This window comes from Bacteroides sp. Marseille-P8574 (assembly GCF_902825465.1).
Taxonomy (GTDB): Bacteria; Bacteroidota; Bacteroidia; order Bacteroidales; family Bacteroidaceae; genus Bacteroides; species Bacteroides uniformis.
Genome location: NZ_CADEBE010000001.1, coordinates 925,937 through 946,144, shown reverse-complemented (window position 1 = coordinate 946,144; position 20,208 = coordinate 925,937). Strand labels below are relative to the sequence as shown.

Sequence of the window (20,208 nt, the reverse complement as noted above, 5' to 3'; positions counted from 1 at the left end):
CTCTGTACTTTTGCAGCGTCCGGATGAGGCCTGCACGACGGGCGGCATCGGATAAACAAGTATCGCTACTTAAATGCTATTATAGAATATGTATATTGAAAAAGTAAATTCCCCTGCTGACGTGAAAAAGTTATCAGTCAGCGAAATGAACGGATTGGGTGGAGAAATCCGCCAGGTGTTGTTAAACAAGTTGAGCTCCCACGGAGGACACGTAGGTCCCAACCTGGGAATGGTAGAAGCCACCATAGCCCTGCATTACGTGTTCGATTCACCAACGGACAAGATAGTTTATGACGTGTCCCATCAAAGTTATACCCATAAGATATTGACAGGCCGCCGGGCAGCGTTTATGAATGCGGACGAGTATGACGAAGTCTCCGGATATTCCGAACCGTCGGAAAGCGAGCACGACTTCTTCGTCATCGGGCATACCTCTACCTCCGTCAGTCTGGCAAGCGGGCTTGCCAAGGCGCGTGACTTGAAGGGGGAGACGGGTAATGTGATTGCCGTCATCGGCGATGGCTCGCTAAGTGGTGGCGAAGCCTTCGAAGGATTGAATGTAGGTGCCGAACTGGGCACGAACTTCATCGTCATTGTCAACGACAACCAGATGTCCATTGCCGAGAATCATGGCGGGCTATACCGCAATCTGCAACAGTTGCGCGAAACGGAGGGTCAGGCTCCCTGCAACTATTTTAAGGCAATGGGATATGATTATCTCTATGTGAAGGATGGCAATGACGTGGAGCAATTGATAGAGGCTTTCCGTGAAGTGAAGGACAAGAAGCATCCGGTTGTGGTACATATCAATACCTTGAAAGGTAAGGGATACAAATTGGCGGAAGAGCAGAAAGAACGTTTCCATTACAGTGTTCCGTTCGACCTTGAGACCGGCAATCTGACCGGTGAGCCTGGGAAGGGTGAAGACTATGCCGACCTTACCGCCGGTTATCTGTTGCAGGAGATGAAGAAAGACCCGACTGTGGTGGGTATCACCGCAGGTACACCTACGGTATTTGGCTTTACACCGGAGCGCCGCAAAGAGGCAGGGCGGCAGTTCATTGATGTGGGCATTGCCGAAGAGCAGGCTGTTGCCATGGCTTCTGCCATTGCTGCCGGAGGTGGAAAACCGGTATTCGGGGTTTACAGCACCTTTATCCAGCGCGCCTACGACCAGTTGTCCCAGGATCTTTGCATCAACAATAATCCTGCACTGATTCTTGTCTTCTGGGGAAGCTTGTCGAGTATGAATGACGTTACCCATCTTTGTCTTTTCGATATTCCGGTTATCGGCAATATTCCGAATATGGTTTATCTGGCACCTACTTGCCGTGAGGAGTATATGGCAATGCTGGAGTGGGGCATCCGTCAGACGGAACATCCGGTTGCCATTCGCGTGCCGGCCAATGGGGTTGTTCGCAGGAATGTAGAACCAGAGAAGGATTACGGCAAGACGCTGAACCGTTATGAGGTGTCCCATCGTGGAGAGAAGGTCGCCATATTGGGACTGGGCTCTTTCTATCAGTTGGGCGAAGCTGTGGCTGCCCGGTTGAAGGAAGAGAAAGGAATGGATGCCACGCTTGTCAATCCCCGCTACATCACGGGTGTGGACGAGGCTTTGCTCGATGACCTGAAGCTCGACCATACACTGGTCATTACTCTTGAGGACGGAGTGCTGGACGGTGGCTTTGGCGAGAAGATTGCCCGTTACTACGGTCCGTCGGATATGAAGGTACTGAACTATGGTGTGAAGAAAGAGTTTATCGACCGTTACGATGTGGAGGAACAGTTGAAGAAGAACCGGTTGACGGTTCCGCAGATTGTGGAAGATATCTGTAGGATTTGTTAAGAATTGAAAAAGGAGATGCAGTTTGATGCATCTCCTTCTTTTATTTATTTAATACCCAGTTTCTTGGCAATATCCTTAGGCAGTGCATCCTTGTGCACAATGATGTTCATTGTTTTATAGCGCACGAAAGCTTTGGAAGCATACCACAAACCTTTGTACTTTCCGGCTTCACCCCAAGAGTTCTTTACCATATAGTATTCGTTGCCTTCCTGGTCTTTGGCTATACCGTAAATCAGCATACCGTGGTCGTCAGTAGTTTCCCAGTTGTCGTATGCCAGCTGGCGCTCTTCTTGTGTGCACCACTTCTGCGGTTGAGGCTTGCTGTTCAGTTTCTTTTCTTCGGGTTTCATTTTCAGCCAGTGTGCCATGTCAGAACCGCTCAGTTCTTGCACCTTTTCTGCATCGGGCATTACGGCTATACCGTCGCGTGTGAAGCCTTGTTCGCTTACGTCACTACCCCATGCAATGGTGTAACCCTTATTGATAGCGTTGTCAAACACTTCCATCAACTCGTCGATAGGCAAGTTGTAGGAAGAAGCCCAACGCCAGTTGTCTTGTATTTCTAGGACGAACGGCTGGTAGAAGGGATGGTGGGTATAGGAAGTCAGTGAGATATAGTCATCTGCATTCAGTCCGGTAGATTCATAGAAAGACTTCGGAGTATATTCCTTGCCTTTGTAGGTGAACTTCTCGGGACGTTCGCCCAGATAAATATCGTGGATAGCGGTAATGGCTTTCTTCCAGAGCGGGTTCTTGTCTTGGTCTGTTTGCAGGCTGCGGTGTTTTCCCTTGGCAATGGCTGCCACTACGGCATCAGATACGGCTGTCAATTCGGTGTGGTTGCTCAGCGTGTCGCCATACATAACGCCCGGACGCATTTCCTCTTCGGGCACCAGACCGAAAGTTTTCATACCATAAATTACATCGTAGAACGAACCGCCTTGTGAGAACGAAACGTCACCATGTGTACGCACTGCCTTGTCGGCACGGTCCAGATAGGTGTTGTGTACGATAAACATTTCAGAAAAGTCGTATTCGCCTTTGCCCATGCGGAGCAGTTCGGATTCGATGAATGCCAATCCGGAATAGCACCAGCATGTACCGGCGCGGTTCTGGTTCTTAACAGAAGTGATCGGATTTTCTTTTACGGTCGTAAAGATGAAACCTTCCTCTTTCAGAGTGTCTTGTGCTATTGTGTTTAAACTTAATAAACCCAATGCAGCCATCAGTATTGATTTCTTCATCATAATTAAAATGTTATAGATTTATTGTTGCAACTGCAAATATAGGTAGAATATCGTAAACAAAAGCTATCTTTGAAGCGTTAATTCCGACACTTATGGAGAAAATAATACATATTGATGACCGTAGCGGTCTTGTTTTGGAGGGTGGCGGTATGCGCGGCGTCTTCACTTGCGGTGTGCTCGACAACTTTATGGATCGTGGCATTCGCTTTCCCTATACCATCGGCGTCAGTGCCGGAGCCTGCAACGGACTTTCCTATATGTCCGGTCAGCGCGGGCGTGCCAAGTACAGCAATATCGACTTGTTGGAAAAATACAATTACATCGGATTGAAGTATCTGTTGAAGAAGCGGAATATCATGGATTTCGACTTGTTGTTCCAGGAGTTTCCGGAACACATACTTCCCTACGACTACGAGGCATACTTTCATTGCCCCGAACGCTATGTGATGGTAACTACCAATTGCGAGACGGGCGAAGCGAACTATTTTGAGGAGAAGCGGAGTAAAGAGCGCGTCATTGATATTGTGCGTGCTTCGAGCAGTCTGCCGTTTGTCTGTCCCGTTACCTATGTGGACAACACCCCGATGCTGGATGGAGGTATTGTGGACAGTATCCCTTTGATGCGTGCCCGTCAGGATGGATTTACCAATAATGTGGTAGTATTGACGCGCAATCATGGATACCGTAAGGAAATTCAGGGAACGAAGGTTCCACCTTTTATATATAAGAAATATCCGCTATTGCGTGAAGCTATCAATCGCCGCAGCATTGTCTATAATCAACAGTTGGAGCAGGTGGAACGGATGGAAGCCGCCGGGGAAATTATTGTTATCCGTCCACAGAAGCCGGTAGTGGTAGACCGCATCGAGCGTGACATCAAGAAGCTGACAGAGCTTTATGAAGAAGGATACCGGTGTGCGGAACAGTTTGTTTTTCGTTTTTGATTCTGAGAGAGTATACTATGAGAGCTGGTACAATTAGCATCTGCTCCCATATTGTTTTCATTCTTTTCTATTAATTTGCTGCTAAAGCTAAAGTTTATTTAGCAAAAAACACGCGTAGAATACCTTTAGAAAGGGGATGTATCAAAAATACCACCTTTCGTAACATTTGTTATAGGTGCAAATTCTGGTTTCGCTTAATTTTGCTGACACAAAACTCAATTGCAGAATTGGTTTATTATTAACTTTAAATTGATAGATATGTTGAAAAGCATTAGTCTCAGGCTTTGCACACTAATTGTGCTTCTCTTTGCGGGCATCTCTTCCTTTGCCCAGCAAGTCCAGGTAAAAGGTACTGTCGTTGAAAAATCGAGTGGTGAATCCATTATCGGTGCTTCTGTCATGGAAGTAGGTTCCAACAGTAATGGAACAATTACGGATATTGACGGAAATTTCACTCTGTCTGTAGCTTCCGGTGCCACATTGTCTGTATCCTATATAGGATATAAAACCGTTACAGTAAAGGCACAGCCCATTTTACGCATTGAGTTGACGGAAGATTCCCAGTTGATTGATGAAGTAGTAGTGACCGGCTATATGTCCGAGAAGAAGGCCAGTTTGACTGGTTCGGTAGCTGTGGTCAAGATGAAGGATGTAGCAGATATTCCTACGGGAAATGTGTTGTCGAGCTTGCAGGGACGTGTTGCCGGTATGAACATTACGACTGACGGCACACCGGGCGGTGGAAATACTTCTACATTGGTCCGTGGTAAGTCATCTTTCCGAAATGATGCCAATTCCCCGCTTTATGTCATTGACGGTGTGATGACCCGTGAGAACATCTCGTCTATCCTTTCTTCCAATGATGTAGAATCCATTCAGGTATTGAAGGATGCCGCTTCCGCTTCTATTTATGGTGCACAGGCTGCCAATGGTGTGATTATCATTACTACCAAACGTGCCAAGAAAGGGGAGACCCGTGTGGATTTTGATATGTCGTTGACTTTGCAGACCTATCAATGTGGCTTTGATATGTTGAATGCAGATGAGTGGGGCCAGGTTTATTGGTCGGCTTATAAGTATGCCAATAATGGAGCTACGCCAAGCAGCGAAATATATGGTAATGGTGCAACTCCCCAACTTCAAGACTATATCGGCCTGAATGGAGCTAAAGTACATGCCGTTGATACGGATTGGCGCGATGTGGTTTATCGCACTGCCTTGATGCAGAATTATAGTGCGACACTTTCAAAGGGCTCTGACAATGGTGCCTTCTCGTTAGCGTTGAACTATCTCGACCATGACGGTCTGGTAGAGAATACGAATTTCCAGCGTATCAATACCCGCATCAGTTCTAACTATCATTATCTTGACAATCGCTTGCGCATCGGCGAGAACGTTGCCATCAATCGTTGGACACAAACCCTCAGTCCGGCCGGTGTAGATGAGAATGCCATCAAACAGCATCCTGCCAAGACGGTTTATGATGAGAATGGCAATTATAACGATGCCATCAATGATGTTTTGGGTGATGCCCCCAATATGGCACGTTTGTTGGAGAATGAAAAACAGAACAAACATGATTACTGGCGTATCTTTGGTAATGCATTCCTTGAAATTGAACCGATTAAGAACCTGGTGCTGAAAACCAATTTCGGTATGAATTATTATGATGAAACCAACAAAACTTTTGAGCCGGCATGGGCACGTGATGAGGTCAATAAGCTGACTCAATCATCCAACAAAAGACTGGATTGGGTATGGACCAATACCGTGACTTATAGCAAAGCTTTTGGAAAGAACAATCTGACTGCACTTCTTGGTACAGAAGCCAAGAAGAACCATTCGGAATCCATGTTCGGTTATGGTACGGGACTGGCTGTAGAAGATGAAGATTATATTTATCTCGACGGTGTGACTGCCGGTAAGAATGTAGGTGCCGGTGCTTCCAATTATGGCATGGTGTCTTACTTTGGTAAAGTGAACTATGATTATGAAGGACGGTATTTGGCCTCTGTTACGGTGCGCCGTGATGCTTCTTCCCGCTTGGCAAAGGGTAATAATGTGGATTACTTCCCTTCAGTGTCGGCAGGCTGGCGCATTTCAAGTGAGAAGTTTATGGAAGCGACCAAGAATTGGTTGGCAGATTTGAAACTACGTGCTTCATGGGGTATCAATGGTAACGATATTATTGATAATGAGGCCCCCTATACTAAATACTTGATTAGTCTGAAGGATGCAAGCTACAACATGAACGGTGATGGAACGACTTTGGCCCCCGGTGGCTACAAAGTGAGGTCTACCAATCCTGATTTGAAGTGGGAGAGTACAAGACAACTCAATATCGGTGTGGACGCCGCTTTCTTGAACGGATGCCTGAGCGCTTCTCTCGATTATTTTGATAAGAAGACAAGTGATATGCTTGTGGAGAAACCGTATATTGCTGTCATTGGCGAGGGTGGTTACTGCTGGTATAATGGTGGTACGATGAACAATAAAGGTTTCGAGATGGCACTGACCTGGAATGATAAGGTAAAAGATTTCCAGTATAATGTAGCATTCAACCTTTCATATTACAAAAATGAAGTGACAGAGCTGACGGAAGAAATTTACTATACTTATGGTGGCGGTAATGGGGTTGACAAGACTTTGGTTGGCCAACCGTTCGGTTCATGGATGGGCTTCAAGACAGATGGAGTGTTCCGTACCCAGCAGGAGGTGGATGAGTATAAATCCAAATATAATGTACAGTTTGGCGCTCCCGGAGTAGGACGTATCAAATACGTGGATGCTGACGGTAACGGTACGATTGATACGAACGACCGTGTATGGTTGGGTTCTGACAATCCGAAAGTGATTGCAGGTCTGAATCTTGGGGCATCTTGGAAAGGCTTTGACCTCAGCATGTTCTTCAACGGTATGATTCGTGATGCCTATAACAACTCCAAATATTATACGGATTTATTCCAATGCTGGACCGGTAATCACTCTACCCGCCTGCTCGATGCCATGCATGCTTACGAGAACTTTGAAAAGACGGGTGTTTACAATAGCAGTGTACCTGCTTTGACCACTCTTAACAGCAACAATGAGCACGAAGTATCTGAGTTCTATATTGAAAATGGTTCGTATATCAAGCTGAAAAGTCTGACATTGGGTTACACGCTTCCTAAAGCAGTTCTCGACAAGATGAAGATGCGTCATGCGCGCATTTATTTCCAGGCTCAGAATTTGTTTACGATTACCGGTTATACAGGTGCCGACCCTGAAGGTCTGGGTTATCCTTATCCGTTGCCCCGTACGTTCTCTTTGGGATTATCATTTGGTTTCTAAACTTTAAAACTATACTATCATGAAATTGAAACATTTATATATGCTTGGCGTAGTAGCGCTGATGACTGCAAGCTGTAATGAAGACCGTTTCCTGGATTTGAAGCCCCAGGGTAGCTTGAATGAAGATATTATGACTTCTACAGAAGGTGCCGACCTTTTGGTGAATGCCGCGTATGCAGCTTTGGGTGGTCCCGAAGGACAGAGCTGGAGTGTATGGTGTCATCCTACTTCCAATTGGACCTATGGTGAGGTACGTTCGGATAATGCCTATAAAGGCGGTGGTGGTGTTGGTGACCTTAATGAAGTGCACCGTATGGAGACATTTGATATGGATGCAACCAATGGATTTCTGGACAGCAAGTGGTACCATCTATATTGCAGTGTACAGCGTTGTAACTCTGCATTGCGCGTTCTGAATGCTGCAACAGATGAGCAGGTGAACGGACGTGTATCCCGTATTGCGGAGATGAAAGTGCTTCGTGCCCATTATTACTTTGAATTGAGCCGCCTTTTCAACAAGATACCTTATTTTGATGAGAACGTTGAGATTTCCCAATATCCGGATATTCCGAACAATGAGTTTACCCGTGACGAGATTCTGAGTATGCTGGCCAAGGAGATGCTTGATGCCGCCGAACTGCTTCCTGCATCACAGTCGGAGGTAGGGCGTATTCATAAATATATAGCACTGGCCTATGCGGCTAAAATCAAGCTGTACCAAGCGTATCAGCAAGATGAGACTACGCATGCCGTAACTTCCATCAATAAAGAGCTGCTGAGGGAAGTCGTTTCGCTTTGCGACCAAGTGACTGCCAGCAACCGTTACGGTTTGCTTGACGATTTCCAGGGATTGGATTTAGTAGCTAATGAAAACGGTAAAGAGTCTGTTTTTGCCATTCAATATTCCATGAATGACGGTACCGAAAGTGCCGGCCGCATCAATTGGAGCAATCTGTTGAATTCTCCGGGTGGAGGCAGCCCTTACGGAGGTGACGGTTTCTTCCTGCCCAGCCAAGACCTGATTAATGCTTATCAGACAGATGCAAACGGTCTGCCCGATTTTAATTATCAGTCAAAGTCTGATTATAGTTGGGCGGTATTGAACAATGGGGTTTATACTTTACAAAACACGACTCCCAATGTAGACCCGCGTCTCGATTTTGTTGTGGGCCGTCCTACTATAACTTGGAAAACTTACCCGGACAAACCATGTGAAGGATGGGTGCGTGATAAGGAAACTTATGGCTATAATTGCGCGAAGCGCTTCTGGGTTTCTCCGGAAAGTAGTGATATGTTTAATGGCTGGCCTTGGGGGGCTTCACAGTTGAACTGGCAGATTATACGTTACGCGGATATTCTTCTTTGGAAAGCTGAGGCTCTTATTGAACTCAATGAAGGCAATGGACTCGAAACTGCCCGTGATTTGATTAATCAGATACGCAATCGTGCCCGGAACAGCGCCTATGTAAAGGATTTCAACGACCATTCCAACTATGCGGCCAACTACCTTGTCAATCCTTATCCTGCTGATGTCTGGAATCAGGATTATGCCCGTCAGGCCCTCCGTTGGGAAACACGTCTGGAGAAGGCTTTGGAAGGTGAACGTTTCTTCGACCTGGTCCGTTGGGGCATAGTGGAAACAACCATGAACAAGTACATCGCTGCGGAGTCAGACAATCGCATTTATTATGCCAATGCGCACTTTACGGGTGGAAAGGATGAGTATTATCCGGTTCCGAACAATCAATACGGATTTTCTGGAGGCAAGTATGTACAGAATCCCGGTTATGCTCCGTTCAACTAATTATATTTTGAAATAAAAACGGAAGGGAGGGGAAACAAACGTTTCCCCCTCTTCCTTTAAACAATCTTTTATTATGAAACACTTTGCCTATTCTATATTGGGCTGTCTATTGCTTTCTTTGAATGCAGCTTTTGCTCAAAAAACATGGTCGTTTGATGGGCAGGACCCCTTACTCTCCAGTGACGGCAAGTCATTGTTGAATTTGTACACTATAAAGGAAATACCGGAATTTGTTACCGGAGTCGAAGGTAAAGCCCTTCGTACAGACGGGTATTCCACTTGGATGGATACAACCACGGAAGGAGATGTTTCGTCGTTGTCCGGATGGTTTGCTCTGGAATCTTATCCGACGGATACTGCTGCCTTTATGGGAATCAGAGACATGGCAGGAACATCTGTAGCGGTATGTGTAGACCGTTATGGTGAGCTGCTGTTGGGAATGGGGCAGAATGGCTCATACTCTTACTGTTCATTAAAGACAAAAGTCGACCGTTTCAAGTGGCTGCATGTAGTCCTTGATTTGAATAATGAATCGGTTTGCCTGAATGGGCAGAGGATGAGTGTAGAGGTATGGCCCCGGAACTTGCAAGATGGTGAAATGATGCTTCGGGTAGGTAAGGATTTCAGGGAAAAGAAGGTTTGGATGTACGATGTTACGGCTATAAACGGGTTGATTGACGGGATAAGCCTCACTCCCTTTTCCGATGATTCGTCTGCATGGAGAGACGAGATTGCCTTAGGATTGAAGAAGACTCCGGTTTTGGCTATTCCGGAAACCCGTTTTGCGAAGGACTTCAACCGTCCCCGCTATCATCTGTTACCGGCTGCCAACTGGACGAATGAGACGCATGGTTTACTTCTTTATAAAGGTAAATATCATATATTCAATCAGAAGAATGCTTCTGCAATCTTCCTGGGACAGATAAATTGGGGACATTTCAGCAGTCCCGATATGCTTCATTGGACGGAGGAAAAGCCGGCTTTGACTCCTGATGCTGCTTATGACAAGAATGGAATATGGTCCGGGCATGCTGTTATCAATGATGACGGTATCCCCCAGCTGATATACACAGCCGGTGGAGACAAGATGGGAGTGGGTATTGCTTTTCCAAAAGATACTGCGTTGATAGAATGGGAGAAATATGCGGGTAATCCGGTTATTGCCGAGAAGCCTGCCGGATATACCCGTACGGACATGCGTGACCAGTATGTCTGGAAAGAGGGTGATGTCTGGTATATGATTATCGGTTTCGGCATTGAGCAGACCGATACACCCCACGGGGCTTTGCTGCTTTATAAATCGGCGGACTTGAAGAGATGGGATTTTGTACATTTGCTGTTTGAGGGCAATCCGGAAGTGGATGACTCCGGTATTTTCTGGGAAATGCCGGTCTTTAAGAAGATGGGCGGCAAGTATGTTCTTTTGGTGAATAGGGTTCCTCATAAAGGCATACCTGCGCGTTGCCAGTATTGGATAGGAGATTTCAAGAATGAAAAGTTTATACCGGACAACCCAGTCCCTCAAAATCTGGAGGTCATCAACCGCTTGCTGTCCCCCTCTGTTGTTGAGACTCCGGAAGGGGATGTTGCTGCCATTGCCATTATACCCGATGAAATAGGAGGGGAGGCCACTTATGAACAAGGATGGGCACATCTCTACAGTATGCCCAGAAGATGGCAGCTGAAAGATGGGAAACTATGCCAAATACCCCATCCCGTGATGAAACAATTGCGTGAACAATCCACGGTTTATTCCAGAAAGGCATTGACTGCTGCGAAACCGCGCATTGTGAGCAGAAGGGAACATCAGCTTGAAGTCAAGGCGACTTTTTATCCCGGTGACGCAAAACGGTTTGGATTTACATTGTGTAAGAATCCGGATAATAGCGAATATAGCCTGATTTATTATGATGTGGAAAAGGAGGAACTTATTGTGGACCAGACGCATTCTTCCTTGCGTGCACACATTCCTTTGAAGCTCCGCAGGGATCGGTATCGGTTGGATACAACCAAGCCGGTGGAGATTCGTCTGTTTATAGACGGTTCTGTGGTGGAAGGATTTATTAATGATGAGGATGCATTCACCACAAGAATCTTTCCTCTGAAAGAAAACAGTACGCTATTGGAACTATTCTCTGACGGAAATACAACGGAAGTTGCTGCCGAAGTTTGGAGACTGAAAGATGCAAGGGTAAAGATGAACTTTTAATGAAAATACAGAAAATGAAGATACCGACTATATTGGGTGCACTTTTAGTGGCAGGAACATTGTCTGCCGGTGCACAAATGAATTCAGACAGTTTATACAAAGAGCCTTATCGTCCTCAGTATCATTTCAGTCCGGAGAAGGGATGGATTGGTGACCCCTCGGGATTCATGTACTATCAGGGTAAATATCATATGTACTGGTGGGGCAAAGTCGAATCTACAGATTTGGTACATTACCAACAGATAACCCCTTATGCCATGACCGGAGCGGATGACAATATCAGTTACTTCACCGGTTCTGCAGTCGTAGACAAGAACAACACTGCCGGTTTCGGCAAAGGTGCTTATGTGGCGGCTTACACCGTTTTTGAGAAGGACTCCAAGAAACAAGCGCAGGGCATCTCTTTCAGTCATGACGGAAAGACATTTCATTATTACGAAGGTAACCCGGTTCTGGACCTTTGGAGTACGGAATTTAGGGACCCTACCGTCTTCTGGCACGAGCCGACTCAAAAATGGGTGATGGTTGTAGCCAAGGCCCTGGAGAAGAAAATCAAGTTTTATACCTCTCCTGATTTGAAAAACTGGACTTGGACCAGTGATTTCGGCCCTGCCGGTGACAGTGAAAAGTCTTGGGAGTGCCCGGATTTATTCCAGTTGTCGGTTGACGGGGATTCTGACAAGAAAAAGTGGGTGATGGTCGTATCTGTAAACTGGGCGCAAGAACAATACTTTATAGGAGACTTCGACGGCACTTCTTTTAAGCTGATGGATAACCATCCTGCAGAGCCTCTATATGTGGACAAAGGGCTGGACTTTTATGCATCCCGTACATTTCAGGATTTTGACGGAACGTTGGATTCCAAAATTTCGATGGGCTGGGTTGCAACCTGGGACTATGCACCGGTAGCTCCATCGAAGTATGGGAAGGGCTTTTGGTCCATTCCCCGCAACCTGGAACTGAAGACATACAAGGAAGGCGTGAGGCTGGTGCAGAAGCCGGTGGAACAGTTGCAAACACTTCGCCATAAGCCTGCATCGGTGAAACGTGCTTTATCGGTGGGGACACAGAGGTTACCCGGCTTTGTTCCCGATGAGAATGTCTACGAACTCGATGCTTCGTTTTCTACTGACGTATCCAACACCTTTGGCTTGAATTTGTGTGTGGGTGAAGGGCGCAAAGTGGTGGTCAGCTATGATACGGATTCACATAATCTGGTGATTGACCGTACCCATTGCTCCGATGTGCAGATTCCTAAATTCAGCCGTATGGCATATGCCAGGGTGGAACCGGTAGATAATAAGATACATTTGCATATATTTGTAGACAAATCGAGTATTGAAATCTTTGCCAATGACGGGAAGGATGTATTCACATTATTAACCTATCCGGGCGAGGCTCAAACCGGTATCGAACTTTTTGCGCAGAAGAAGGGGACGAAAATGGAGTTGGATGCCTGGATGCTTAAATCAATATGGAGATGAGGAATTTAATTTGTGTTATTTTAGACTGAATGTAACATTTGTAGTATGCTTTGAAACAAAAAAGATAGTCTCCTGCTGCTTGGTGGCGTATCTTTGCATGGTAGAAAAACATAATTAATTTAATACCAACAGAAACATGATTCATTTAAAAGACTTTTGGCGGACAATCAGAAGAACGCTTACCGTATTTATATTAGGAACTACCGTGGCTGTCTTCACATGCCAGGCTATAAATCCTCCTTTCGTGATTAAACATCTGGGTGACGGACAGAGTATCGTCCAAATTGACGAGCAGAAGAAGTTTTTGCTGCTGCCGGTGGAAGAGGCTTCTCCGGAGGCAAAATTGTATATGATAGCAGACAATGATGTTGTACGCAGTATGAACGTGCGATTGGCAGTCAATAAGGTTGACTATTTTGTTCCGGTCGATTTGACTGGCTTCGATAATAAACATCTCTCTTTCAACTTCCAGCTTATTCCGGATTCGGCCTTATGCTGGGAAGAAATGAAACTGTCGGATGAATTCGATGTTTCGAACCGGGAGAAGTTCCGTCCGGTGTATCATTTCAGCCCGGCTTACGGTTGGATGAATGATCCTAACGGAATGTTCTACAAAGACGGGGTTTACCATTTGTTCTACCAGCATAATCCCTACGGCTCCATGTGGGGGAACATGCATTGGGGACATGCCACCAGTACGGACCTCGTCACTTGGGAGCATCACGGAGATGCCATTTCGCCCGATGCGCTGGGAACAATATTCAGTGGCTCTTGTGTTGTCGACAAGGATAATACGGCCGGGTTCGGTGCCGGTGCCGTCATTGCCTTCTATACATCGGCAAGCGACCGTCAAGTGCAGAGCATGGCCTATAGCCTTGACAACGGAAAAACCTTCAAGAAGTATGCGCGAAATCCCATCCTGACTTCCACGCAGCGCGACTTCCGTGACCCTAAAGTCATCTGGCACGAAGATACCAAGAAATGGATTATGGTTCTTGCCGTAGGGCAGGAAATGGAGATATACTCTTCTGCCGACCTGAAGAACTGGACGCTGGAGAGCAAATTCGGTGAAGGACAAGGTGCTCACGGCGGAGTCTGGGAGTGTCCCGACCTGCTTGAACTGCCGGTTGAAGGTACGGAACTGAAGAAGTGGGTACTCGTCTGTAACCTCAATCCGGGCGGACCGTTCGGTGGCTCTGCCACACAATATTTCGTAGGGACATTTGACGGTAAGAAATTCGTGAACGAGTCTCCCGCAGTGACGAAATGGATGGACTGGGGAAAAGACCATTATGCAACTGTCACTTGGAGCAATGCCCCTGCAGGACGTGCCATTGCATTGGCATGGATGAGCAACTGGCAATATGCCAATGATGTGCCCACCCGTCAATACCGTAGTGCCAACTCCGTGCCGCGTGACCTTTCGCTCTATACCTCGGAGGGTGAAACCTATGTAAAGGTAACCCCGTCTCCCGAATTGCTGAAACTGAGGGATAAAGGCAGCAAGAAGCGTGCTTTCAAGGTAGACCGCACGTATAATCTGGACAAACTGCTGAATGACAATTCCGGAACGTATGAAATCGAAATGACTATTAAGAACAAGGATGCGGATGTGATAGGATTCCAGCTCTTTAACTCGAAAGGCGAGGAGGTGGAGATGTACTACAACTTGGCGGAAAAGACGTTCACCATGGATCGTACCAAGAGTGGCGAGGTGACATTTAGCAAGGACTTTCCTGCAGTGACCGTGGCTCCTGTCGAGGGTGGCAATGAAATGAAACTCCGCTTGTTCGTAGACAAGTCGAGCATTGAAGCGTTTGGCAACGACGGACGTTTTGCCATGACAAATCTTGTATTCCCGTCGGAACCTTACAACCGCATCAGTTTCTATGCTAAAGGTGGAAGCTGCAATGTCACCTCGTTTACTGTGTACAAACTCGGATTAAAATAACAGATAATAATCTTCAGCATGGAAAATACTAAGAATTCTTCTTTGGCAAAGCTCTTTCCGGTCATGCTTTGCTTCTTCGCCATGGGCTTTGTGGATTTGGTGGGCATCGCCTCCAACTACGTGAAGGCCGACTTGAACCTGACCGACTCGCAAGCCAACATATTCCCGTCTCTGGTGTTCTTCTGGTTCCTCATCTTCTCCGTACCTACGGGTATGCTGATGAACCGCATCGGACGCAAGAAGACGGTGCTTCTCAGCCTGGTCATCACGTTTGCCTCTTTACTTCTCCCGGTTTTCGGAGACGGCTACGTGCTAATGCTGCTTTCGTTCTCATTGCTGGGCATCGGTAATGCGCTGATGCAAACGTCGCTCAACCCGCTGCTTTCCAACATCGTAAGCGGCGAGCGGCTGGCAAGTTCGCTCACCTTCGGACAGTTTGTAAAAGCCATTGCTTCGTTTCTGGCTCCATACATTGCCATGTGGGGAGCTACGCAGGCCATTCCGTCTCTGGGCATGGGTTGGAGAGTACTGTTTCCGGTCTATATGGTCATTGCGGTGATTGCCATTCTCTGGCTGGGCGGTACTTCCATCCGCGAGGAAAAGGAAGAGGGGCGTCCTTCCACCTTCGGGGAGTGCCTCGCCCTGCTGGGCAAGCCGTTTATCTTTCTCTGCTTCTTGGGCATCATGTGCCATGTGGGCATTGATGTAGGTACGAATACCACAGCGCCCAAAATTCTGATGGAGCGTCTGGGCATGACGCTGGCCGATGCTGGCTTTGCCACCAGCCTTTACTTCATCTTCCGCACGGCGGGTTGCTTTCTCGGAGCCTTCATTCTTCAGAAGATGACTCCCCGAACCTTCTTCGGCATCAGCGTGTTATGTATGTTGGCGGCGATGGTAGGGTTGTTCGTTTTCCATGAAAAGACAATGATATACATTTGCATTGCCCTTATCGGTTTCGGCAATTCGAACATCTTTCCGGTTATCTTCTCCCAAGCGTTGCTTGCTATGCCACAAAAGAAGAACGAGGTTTCCGGCTTGATGATTATGGGGCTCTTCGGCGGTACGGTATTTCCGATAGCAATGGGCTTGGCAAGTGATGCTGTAGGACAAAGCGGTGCCGTGGCTGTGATGACGGTAGGGGTAGTGTACTTGTTCTTCTATATGCTGCGTATGAAGCGGTAATCTTTGTTCGCAGGCTGCGGATACATATCCCAAGGCTGCGGATATCTGTCCCAAGGTTGCGGATGTCTATCCCAAGCCTTGGGATAGAGATAATCCTTAGTTCTTAGAAACTTTTTAATAGATAATTGGCAACTTTTCATTCTATAGTTAGGAACTTTTTTATTAGGTTTGCAGCGGGTAGGACATTGAGTTTGCCGTGAATAAAATATATCATTCATTAAACAATATAATATTATGAATAAGATAATAGTAGGTATGGGCGAGGCTTTGTGGGACTGCCTCCCCGAAGGAAAGAAGATAGGCGGTGCTCCGGCAAACTTTGCTTACCATGCATCGCAGTTTGGTTTCGACAGCCGTGTGGTCAGTGCCGTAGGTGCCGATGCGGATGGGGACGAGATTCTGGATGTGTTCGCCCGGAAGAGGCTGCGCACCCAGATAGAGCGCGTGCCTTACCCCACGGGAACGGTGCAGGTGACGCTCGATGCCGTGGGCGTGCCGTGCTATGAGATAAAGGAAGGCGTGGCCTGGGACAACATCCCCTTTACCGACGAACTGAAGCGTCTGGCACTGAACACGCGTGCCGTATGTTTCGGCTCTTTGGCGCAACGCAGCGAAACAAGCCGCATCACCATCAACCGCTTTCTCGACACGATGCCCGATGCGGAGGGACAACTGAAGATATTCGACATCAATCTCCGCCAGGGTTTCTATACCAAAGAGATACTCTGCGAATCCATGCGCCGCTGCAACATCCTCAAGATAAACGATGAGGAACTGGTGACCATCAGCCGTATTTTCGGCTACCCGGGCATCGACTTGCAGGACAAATGCTGGATTCTGCTGGCCAAGTATAATCTGAAGATGCTTATCTTGACTTGTGGAACGAACGGCAGCTATGTGTTCACTCCGGGAGTGGTTTCTTTCCAGGAGACGCCCAAGGTACCGGTGGCGGATACCGTTGGAGCCGGTGACTCGTTCACGGCAGCCTTCACCGCTGCCATTCTCAGCGGGAAGCAGGTGCCCGATGCCCATAAACTGGCGGTGGAAGTCTCTGCCTATGTATGTACCCAGAGCGGTGCCATGCCGGAATTGCCGGACGCCTTGAAAGAAAGGCTGGCATAGATTTTTCTTATTCTTTTCACATTTTTCGCTATCTTTGCTCATCTGCAATCTTAAATCAGAGGAAAGTGAAGATGAGACAACATAACCTTCGGATTTTATTCTTTTTGCTCGTGCTTTGGGGAGTGGCGGTTGCCTGCTCCCGGCGCGAGGCACGTTTCCGTATCGGCGTTTCCCAATGTAGCGAGGATGAATGGCGGCACCAGATGAACAGTGAGATACTCCGTGAAGCCCATTTCTACGAAGATGTGGAGGTGGACATCCGTACTGCCGTCGACGATAATGACCGTCAGGCAAAAGACATTCGTGAACTGATAGCCGAAGGGGTAGACCTGCTGATTGTGGCCCCTAATGAAGCCACTCCGATAACTCCGGTTGTGGAGGAGGCATACAACCGGGGCATTCCGGTGATTGTAGTGGACCGTAAAATCCTTTCGGACAAATATACGGCCTACGTCGGTGCAGACAACTACGAGATAGGGAAAGCTGTGGGAGAGTATGTGGCCAATGTGCTGCACGGGCAGGGAGATGTGGTGGAAATCTCCGGTTTGGTGGGTTCCACACCTGCCGTAGACCGTCATCAGGGATTTGTGAAGGCTATATCCGCTTATCCCGGTATCCGGTTGCTGGCCACTGAAGACGGTGCCTGGTTGCAACTCAAGGCCGGAGAGAAAATGGATACTCTGCTGAGCCGCTTTCCGCATATCGACCTGGTGTATGCGCAGAATGACCGTATGGCGGCCGGAGCCTATGCTGCCGCTGCCCGCAAGGGGCGGGAGAAGGAAATGCGGTTCATCGGCATAGACGCCCTGCCCGGCAAAGACTATGGAGTGGAGAAAGTGCTTGCCGGCGAACTGGATGCCACGTTTATATATCCTACCGATGGCGATCGCGTGATGCAGATTGCCATGGATATTCTGAACAAGCGTGATTTCCCCCGTGAAACTATCCTGGGCACTTCCGTCGTCGACCGCGACAATGCTCTCATCATGAAGATGCAGACCGCCCACATCGGCACCCTGGATGGAAAGATAGAAACCCTGAACGGAAAGATAAACCAGTATTTGGCCAGTTATGCCACGCAGCAGGTTGTCTTGTACGGCAGTCTGTCTGCCCTATTGTTGCTGGTCGGCTTGTTGGTGGCTGTCTACCTCTCCTTGCGTGCCAAGAACCGGTTGAACCGTGAGCTGTCCATGCAGAAAAAGAAATTGGAGGAACAGAAAACCCAGTTGATACAGCAGAAGGAACTGTTGGAAGTACAGAAGTCGCAGTTGGAACAGCTTTCCCATGAACTGGAGGAGGCTACGCATGCCAAGCTGGTGTTCTTCACGAATATTTCGCACGATTTCCGTACTCCGCTGACGCTGATAGCCGATCCCATAGAGCAGCTTCTTGCCAACCGCACCCTCGACGGACAGCCGCGCCAGCTCCTCGAGCTGATGAAAAAGAATGTGCATATCCTGCTTCGCCTGGTTAACCAGATACTTGATTTCCGGAAGGTGGAGAACGGGCGCATGGAGCTCCATCTCGAACCTTTTGATTTGCTTGACAGCTTCCGGGGCTGGAACGACTCTTTCCGCATGGCGTTGCTGAAGAAACATATTGCTTTCAGCTTTGAGGCATCTCCCGATACGGACTTCCGGATGATGGCGGATGCGGAGAAGATGGAACGCATTTACTTCAATCTCTTCTCCAATGCCGTGAAGTATACGCCGGAGAATGGGAAAATCACCGTACGGTTGTTAAAGTCGGAACAGAACTACAGTCTGTCCGTCTTCAATTCCGGCAGTTACATTTCTTCGACCGATGTGGAAGCCATCTTCGAGCGCTTCTATCAAGTGGACGGGCATCAGGCAGGTACCGGTATCGGACTGGCGCTGGTACGTGCCTTTGTAGAGATGCATGGCGGTAACATTACGGCACGCAGTGACGAGAAAGGCACTACTTTCACCGTCACTTTCCCGCAGCAGGATGTTTCGCAGTACCATCCCACCATAGTGACGTTGCCTGCCGAAGAGCAGGACGTGTCGTCCACCTTGATAGATACGGAAGTGAAAGCAGGCGAAGAGGTGGTTGAGGCCGATTGTCCTACTGTGCTGGTAATTGACGATAATGCGGATATCCGCAGCTATGTGAAGTCGCTGTTATCGAACGAATTCCGTGTATTGGATGCGGCGGACGGGGCAGAGGGTATCAGGCTGGCCATGAGGTATGTGCCGGATGTGATTATCTCGGATGTAATGATGCCCGGTATGGATGGTGTGGAATGTTGCCGCCGTTTGAAGAGCGAGTTGCAGACATGCCATATCCCGGTGATTCTGCTGACGGCCTGCTCGCTGGACGAACAGCGTATCCAGGGCTATGATGGCGGTGCCGATTCTTATATTTCCAAACCATTCAATTCGCAGTTGCTCTTGTCTCGTGTCCGCAATCTCATTGCAAACCGCCGTCAGTTGAGGCAGTTCTTCGGAGATAACCAGACTATTGAGAAGGAAACCATCAGTGATTTGGATAAGGGTTTCGTCTCCCGCTTCAAATCGCTTGTCGAGGAGAGGATGAAAGATGCGGAACTCAATGTGGAGGATTTGGGACGGAATATGGGTATGAGCCGTGTGCAGCTTTACCGTAAGCTGAAATCGCTGACCAACTATTCGCCGAATGAGCTGCTGCGCCAGATGAGGTTGAAAAAGGCTGCCTCACTGCTTGCCTCCTCTGATATGACAGTAGCGGAGATTGCTTATGAAGTGGGCTTTTCGTCACCTTCCTATTTCACAAAATGCTATAAGGAACAGTTTGGGGAGAGTCCTACCGAGTTTCTGAAAAGAAGGGGATAACTATTGCCTATCCCCTTGTTCTTAATACACGTTTGTTTACTTCTGTTTGATGATACCGGAACTTATTTCAGTATTTGGGGCAGGTTTTCTCTTCCCCAGAAGTAGTAAACACAGATTCCAATCCAGCTTGTGAGCAGGATGATGATTGCGACCAAGAGCTTCTTTACTCCGTCTACCGGCCATCTCATGATTTCGAGTACAGCCTTGACTGCAAGGACCACCCCAATAACCCAAATAATAAATCCGATCATA

12 protein-coding genes are annotated in these 20,208 nt (G+C 47.7%); 10 read left to right on the top strand and 2 right to left on the bottom strand.

What is annotated here, in order from left to right:
- The first annotated feature begins 88 nt into the window (after positions 1–88).
- Positions 89–1,849 carry a 1-deoxy-D-xylulose-5-phosphate synthase gene (locus tag HUX74_RS04055; protein ID WP_119993020.1) on the top strand — a complete coding sequence of 587 codons (1,761 nt, stop codon included), beginning with the start codon at positions 89–91 and terminating at the stop codon, positions 1,847–1,849.
- 44 nt (positions 1,850–1,893) lie between these two features.
- Here the strand turns inward: HUX74_RS04055 and HUX74_RS04050 are convergent, their stop codons facing one another.
- Positions 1,894–3,093 (bottom strand): aminopeptidase C, encoded by a 1,200-nt coding sequence (locus HUX74_RS04050; protein ID WP_061411214.1) that lies wholly within the window; start codon positions 3,091–3,093, stop codon positions 1,894–1,896.
- Positions 3,094–3,188: 95 nt separating this feature from the next.
- Between HUX74_RS04050 and HUX74_RS04045 the strand changes: the two genes are divergently transcribed.
- The 9 genes from HUX74_RS04045 to HUX74_RS04005 all read left to right on the top strand — a co-directional run bounded on the left by HUX74_RS04045 (position 3,189) and on the right by HUX74_RS04005 (position 19,956).
- Positions 3,189–4,040: a patatin family protein gene (locus HUX74_RS04045; protein ID WP_061411208.1), complete on the top strand. Its 852-nt coding sequence runs from the start codon at positions 3,189–3,191 to the stop codon at positions 4,038–4,040.
- Between the two features lie 258 nt (positions 4,041–4,298).
- A complete protein-coding gene (locus HUX74_RS04040; protein WP_174646249.1) occupies positions 4,299–7,370 on the top strand; it encodes a TonB-dependent receptor in 3,072 nt (1,023 codons plus the stop codon).
- A gap of 19 nt (positions 7,371–7,389) precedes the next feature.
- Positions 7,390–9,174 (top strand): RagB/SusD family nutrient uptake outer membrane protein, encoded by a 1,785-nt coding sequence (locus HUX74_RS04035; protein ID WP_138344726.1) that lies wholly within the window; start codon positions 7,390–7,392, stop codon positions 9,172–9,174.
- A gap of 73 nt (positions 9,175–9,247) precedes the next feature.
- A complete protein-coding gene (locus HUX74_RS04030) occupies positions 9,248–11,383 on the top strand; it encodes a glycoside hydrolase family 32 protein (RefSeq protein WP_174646248.1) in 2,136 nt (711 codons plus the stop codon).
- On the top strand, positions 11,383–12,867 hold the full coding sequence (locus tag HUX74_RS04025) for a glycoside hydrolase family 32 protein (protein ID WP_174646247.1): 1,485 nt from the start codon (positions 11,383–11,385) through the stop codon (positions 12,865–12,867). Before HUX74_RS04030 ends, HUX74_RS04025 begins: the two co-directional genes overlap by 1 nt.
- Before the next feature lie 136 nt (positions 12,868–13,003).
- On the top strand, positions 13,004–14,818 hold the full coding sequence (locus tag HUX74_RS04020) for a GH32 C-terminal domain-containing protein (protein ID WP_174646246.1): 1,815 nt from the start codon (positions 13,004–13,006) through the stop codon (positions 14,816–14,818).
- A gap of 18 nt (positions 14,819–14,836) precedes the next feature.
- Positions 14,837–16,003 (top strand): MFS transporter, encoded by a 1,167-nt coding sequence (locus HUX74_RS04015; protein WP_174646245.1) that lies wholly within the window; start codon positions 14,837–14,839, stop codon positions 16,001–16,003.
- Between the two features lie 234 nt (positions 16,004–16,237).
- Entirely contained in the window at positions 16,238–17,125 is an 888-nt protein-coding gene (locus HUX74_RS04010) for a carbohydrate kinase (RefSeq protein ID WP_174646244.1), read from the top strand.
- A 71-nt stretch (positions 17,126–17,196) separates the two neighbouring features.
- Entirely contained in the window at positions 17,197–19,956 is a 2,760-nt protein-coding gene (locus tag HUX74_RS04005; protein ID WP_174646243.1) for a substrate-binding domain-containing protein, read from the top strand.
- A 62-nt stretch (positions 19,957–20,018) separates the two neighbouring features.
- On the opposite strand, the gene HUX74_RS04000 is transcribed toward HUX74_RS04005, so the two are convergent.
- Positions 20,019–20,207 (bottom strand): hypothetical protein, encoded by a 189-nt coding sequence (locus HUX74_RS04000; protein WP_117601458.1) that lies wholly within the window; start codon positions 20,205–20,207, stop codon positions 20,019–20,021.
- Between the last annotated feature and the right edge of the window lies 1 nt (position 20,208).

Bases quoted from the DNA above. Each gene is read 5' to 3' on its own strand.
- HUX74_RS04045 (WP_061411208.1), top strand. From the start codon at position 3,189: ATGGAGAAAATAATACATATTGATGACCGTAGCGGTCTTGTTTTGGAG.
- HUX74_RS04005 (WP_174646243.1), top strand. From the start codon at position 17,197: ATGAGACAACATAACCTTCGGATTTTATTCTTTTTGCTCGTGCTTTGG.
- HUX74_RS04035 (WP_138344726.1), top strand. From the start codon at position 7,390: ATGAAATTGAAACATTTATATATGCTTGGCGTAGTAGCGCTGATGACT.
- HUX74_RS04030 (WP_174646248.1), top strand. From the start codon at position 9,248: ATGAAACACTTTGCCTATTCTATATTGGGCTGTCTATTGCTTTCTTTG.
- HUX74_RS04010 (WP_174646244.1), top strand. From the start codon at position 16,238: ATGAATAAGATAATAGTAGGTATGGGCGAGGCTTTGTGGGACTGCCTC.
- HUX74_RS04020 (WP_174646246.1), top strand. From the start codon at position 13,004: ATGATTCATTTAAAAGACTTTTGGCGGACAATCAGAAGAACGCTTACC.
- HUX74_RS04015 (WP_174646245.1), top strand. From the start codon at position 14,837: ATGGAAAATACTAAGAATTCTTCTTTGGCAAAGCTCTTTCCGGTCATG.
- HUX74_RS04000 (WP_117601458.1), bottom strand. From the start codon at position 20,207: ATGATCGGATTTATTATTTGGGTTATTGGGGTGGTCCTTGCAGTCAAG.
- HUX74_RS04050 (WP_061411214.1), bottom strand. From the start codon at position 3,093: ATGAAGAAATCAATACTGATGGCTGCATTGGGTTTATTAAGTTTAAAC.
- HUX74_RS04040 (WP_174646249.1), top strand. From the start codon at position 4,299: ATGTTGAAAAGCATTAGTCTCAGGCTTTGCACACTAATTGTGCTTCTC.
- HUX74_RS04025 (WP_174646247.1), top strand. From the start codon at position 11,383: ATGAAAATACAGAAAATGAAGATACCGACTATATTGGGTGCACTTTTA.
- HUX74_RS04055 (WP_119993020.1), top strand. From the start codon at position 89: ATGTATATTGAAAAAGTAAATTCCCCTGCTGACGTGAAAAAGTTATCA.